Origin of the sequence: Bradyrhizobium altum, assembly GCF_020889705.1 — a bacterium.
Taxonomy (GTDB): Bacteria; Pseudomonadota; Alphaproteobacteria; order Rhizobiales; family Xanthobacteraceae; genus Bradyrhizobium; species Bradyrhizobium altum.
On the sequence record NZ_JACMYP010000440.1, the window covers coordinates 1 to 4,174 of the forward strand.

General features: G+C 65.1%; 5 protein-coding genes. 1 reads left to right on the plus strand and 4 read right to left on the minus strand.

The genetic code is table 11. The features are described from left to right. Both H8B02_RS45785 and H8B02_RS45790 read right to left on the minus strand, forming a co-directional pair. Positions 1 to 397 (minus strand): sugar O-acetyltransferase (locus H8B02_RS45785; protein WP_229172293.1); only part of this gene is annotated, 397 nt, incomplete at its 3' end. A 17-nt stretch (positions 398 to 414) separates the two neighbouring features. Continuing rightward, positions 415 to 1,410 (minus strand): bifunctional riboflavin kinase/FAD synthetase, encoded by a 996-nt coding sequence (locus tag H8B02_RS45790; RefSeq protein WP_229172290.1) that lies wholly within the window; start codon positions 1,408 to 1,410, stop codon positions 415 to 417. A 214-nt stretch (positions 1,411 to 1,624) separates the two neighbouring features. Between H8B02_RS45790 and H8B02_RS45795 the strand changes: the two genes are divergently transcribed. Further along, positions 1,625 to 2,020: a response regulator gene (locus H8B02_RS45795; RefSeq protein ID WP_016844467.1), complete on the plus strand. Its 396-nt coding sequence runs from the start codon at positions 1,625 to 1,627 to the stop codon at positions 2,018 to 2,020. 241 nt (positions 2,021 to 2,261) lie between these two features. Here the strand turns inward: H8B02_RS45795 and H8B02_RS45800 are convergent, their stop codons facing one another. Both H8B02_RS45800 and H8B02_RS45805 read right to left on the minus strand, forming a co-directional pair. Next, positions 2,262 to 3,116, minus strand: a complete 855-nt coding sequence (locus H8B02_RS45800) for a TIGR01459 family HAD-type hydrolase (protein ID WP_229172291.1) — start codon at positions 3,114 to 3,116, stop codon at positions 2,262 to 2,264. A 15-nt stretch (positions 3,117 to 3,131) separates the two neighbouring features. Further along, positions 3,132 to 4,174 (minus strand): EAL domain-containing protein (locus tag H8B02_RS45805; RefSeq protein ID WP_229172292.1); only part of this gene is annotated, 1,043 nt, incomplete at its 5' end.

Genomic DNA, 4,174 nt, shown 5'->3' on the forward strand with positions numbered 1-4,174 from the left:
CGCCAATCCAGACGTCGCTGCCGATCCGGATCGGGCGGCCGAATTCAAGCCCGGCGCGCCGGGTCGCGGCGTCGCGCGGGTGGTCGGCGGTATAGATCTGCACCGCGGGCCCGATCTGGGTGCGATCGCCGATCACGACCTCGACGACGTCGAGGATGACGCAATTGAAGTTGAGGAACACGCCGTCGCCGAGGCTGATATTGCTGCCGTAGTCGCAGAAGAACGGCGGGCGGATCACGGCGTCCTTGCCGACCTTGCGGAAGCGCGCGGAGAGCAGGGCGTGCAACTCGGCTGCGGACGATGCGCCTGATGCGTTGTAGCGCGCCATCCAATGTTCCGCCGCGGTATGGTCGGCGGCGAGCTCGGCATCCGGGCGATAGAGCTCGCCCGCCAGCATTTTCTCTTTTTCTGTCTTCAACCAATCACTCCGAGCTGCGTGAACGCGTCCGGCGCTGCGGCCAATGCCGCGCGCGCCTTGGCGCTGTCGTCATCCATCTGGCGTATCAACGCCTCGATGGTGTCGAATTTCAGCTCTTCGCGAATGAAACTGATGAAGGCGACATCGAGCACCGTGTCGTAGAGATCGCCCTTGAAGTCGAACAGGAACACTTCGAGCAGCGGCGCGCCGTTGTCGAAGGTCGGCCGGCGTCCGAAGCTTGCGACACCGTCGAACCGCACTTTGTCGTTTCCTTTGTCCTTGCTTTGGGCCTTGCCGACCCGCACCGCATAGATGCCGTGCTTCAGTCCGCAATGCTTGTCGAGGCGGATATTGGCGGTGGGGTAACCGAGGTCGCGGCCGCGCTTCTCGCCGTGGATCACCTTGCCGGTGACGAACCACGGTCCGCCCAGCATCGTGGTGGCGTCGTCGACCTGGCCTTCGGCGAGCGCCATGCGGATCGCGCTGGAGGAGACCGGGCGCTCGGCGATGTCGACATGGGCCTGCACATCGACCTCGATGCCGAGCCGCGGCGCTTCGGCAACGAGCAGGCTCGGCGAGCCGACCCGGCCCTTGCCGAAATGGAAGTCGTAGCCGACCGCGATCCCGCTGATGCCGAGCCGGCCGATCAGGTCATGGTGAATGAAGTCCTGTGCCGTGGTCCCGGCGCGCGCCTTGTCGAAGGTCATGACGACGGCGCCGGCGAGCCCGGTGGCCGCGAGCAGCCGCAGTTTGTTGGTCTCGTCCGTGAGGCGGAATTGCGGGGTGTTCGGGCTGAAGAAACTGCGCGGATGCGGTTCGAAGGTCACGGCGAGCGCGGGGACGCCGCGCGCTCTGCCCATCGCGAGCGCCGCGCCGATCACGGCGCGGTGACCGAGATGGACGCCGTCGAAATTTCCCATCGCGACCACGGCGCCCTTCGGAATGGCGCTTTCGGGGGTGTTGTCGCGGATAACGGTAAAGCCGGTGCTCATGTCAGGTATTCTTCAAGGATTCTTAAGCATGATTGTTGCGCGCCGGACCGTGACGCGGCGGCGGCGTGGAAGTCAAGCTTAGCGAAAATCGCGTCAAATCCGTAACAATCCGGATTCAGCCGGTTAACGCGCTGTTTAACGCCTGCTGTTAGTCGTTGGCGGAAAGCTGCGTTTGTGCAGAAGCCAAGTTGCGTTTGTGGTTTTGGGGGGAAAGATGGCGGTTGATTTGTCCATGCCGGTTCTGGTGGTTGATGATTACAGCACCATGATCCGCATCATCCGGAATCTTCTCAAGCAGCTTGGATTCGAGAATATCGACGATGCCTCCGACGGCTCTGCGGCGCTCAACAAGATGCGCGGCAAGAAGTATGGCCTGGTGATTTCCGACTGGAATATGGAGCCGATGACCGGCTACGACCTGCTCAAGGAAGTCCGCGCCGATCCCAATCTCGCGACCACGCCCTTCATCATGATCACGGCGGAATCCAAGACCGAGAACGTGATCGCGGCCAAGAAGGCCGGCGTGAACAACTACATCGTCAAGCCGTTCAACGCCGCCACGCTGAAGACCAAGATCGAGGCGGTATTCCCTGATATGGCGACGGCGTAAGACGCTCGTCCATCGCACCGACTGAAGATCTCGTCATGCCCGGGCAGAAGCGCGAAGCGCGTCTTCGCGCTAGATGTCCCGGGCATTTGCGTTTTTACGCGCGCGCAATTTCGGAATATTAGAAGGGTAGCCCTGAGTTGCCCGACGTGTCAAGGCGACTGGTCGAACACCGGGCGCCGTGGGCTACTTTGCATGGGGTTGTTTTCGATATTTTGGCAGCGCGCCCCTGCGGAGTTGGCCGCTACCACTTCAGATCGCGCATCAGCGCGCGCGGTGGATGGCCGAATAACTCCTTCACTGAGGCGGGGTCGAGCTGCTCGATCCCTTCGAACTGCTCGGAATGGATGCCGCGGGTGACGAACAGGAGATCGATGCCGAAGCCGTGAGCACCGGTGAGGTCGGTGCGCACGGAATCGCCGATCGCGAGCACGCGGCTGAGTTCGGTCGGACGCCCGCGACGTTCCGCGGCCAGCGCCATCGCGCGCTCGTAGATCGGCCGGTGCGGCTTGCCGTAGAAGACCGCGTCGCCGCCGAGCTCGCGATAGAGCTCGGCAATGGCGCCGGCGCAATAGATCAGCCGGTCGCCGCGCTCGACCACGATGTCCGGATTGGCGCAGACGAGCGTCAGCTTGCGCTCGAGCGCCTTCAGCAGCGTGTCGCGATAATCCTCGGCGGATTCGGTCTCGTCGTCGAACAAGCCCGTGCAGATGATGTAGTCGGCCTGCTCCAGCGGCACCAAGGTGGCGTCGAGGCCGCGATGGATCGAGCTGTCGCGCTCCGGGCCGATCCAGAATATCTTCTGACCGGGATGATCGGCCACGAAGTGGCGCGTCAGGTCGCCCGAGGAGACGATCGCGTCATAGATCTCGTCGGCGACGCCGAGCTTGCGCAACTGGCGCTGCACGGAATCGGCCGGACGCGGCGCGTTGGTGATCAGGATGACGGTGCCGCCCTGCTGGCGGAAGGTGTGCAGCGCCTCGCAGGCCTCGGGAAAGGATTCGAGCCCGTTGTGCACGACGCCCCAGATGTCCGACAGCACGACGTCGACGTCGCCAGTGAGGTCGCGCAGCCGCTCCACGAAACGCAGCGATGTCATGATGCGAACTGCCGGTCAGTTGGGCCCGAGCGCGCGGCGCGCCAGCGCGGCGCTGCCGGTTGCGCGCGGTTGCGCTGCGGGGCTGGAGACGGGTGCGGAAGTGCCGGCGCCATTGAGGTCCTGGGGCTTGGTCTGCGGAGCCTCGGCGGTAGCAGATGCCCCTTCCGGCCGCAACGGCCGCGGCGGGGCGAACAGGAAGCCCTGGCCGAACCGGACATCGTAGTCGAGCAGGTCGACCACCGAGCGCTCGCCCTCGATCCGTTCGGCGATCAGGTCGATGCCGAAGCGGCCGAGCAGGTCGGACAGATCGGAGGGATCGATATCGGCGGTCGCACTTTGCCTGGCGTCGAGCAGCAGCGCGGCCGGCACCTTGATGAAGCGGACGCCGCGATCGGCGAGCTCGCGCGGCTCGAGGCGGAGGTCGCTGACGTGGTCGATCGAGAACCGGTAGCCGCGCTGCGACAGCGCCGCGAGATTCTCGCTTTCGACCGGGCCGAGATTGCGGAAGGTCGCCTGCTTGAACTCGAGCACGAAGGATGGGGCCAGCGCGCGGTTGGCCTCGAGGAAGTCGAGACACTGGGTGAAGTGCTGCGGGCTGGACAGCGTCGCGGCCGAGACGTTGCAGAATACGCCGACATCCTTGCTGCGGATCATCAGGCGGCGCAGCACCTGGACGCAGCGAAGCATCACCATGTGGTCGATGCGGCCGATCAGGCCGCCGACCTCGGCCGCCTCAATGAAATCGTCGGCGGCAAGGACCTGGTCGCGCTCGTCGCGCAGCCGCGTCACCGCCTCGTAGTAGCGCACCTTGCGCTGCGGCAGCGTCACCATCGGCTGCAGGTAGATGTCGAGGCGATTCTCGTCGATGGCGTGCCTGACCGCGGCAATGAGCTGGGTCTGGCTGCGTGAGATCGCCGATGGCGGCGCAGCCGGCGGTGTGGGCGCAAACACGGCGGTCGGAGCCGGCGGGACCGGTTGCAGCAGATCGTCGCGCGGCGGGGCGACCGGCTGCGCCACGGGAGCGGCCGCCAGCAGGTCCTCATGGTGGGCGACGGACG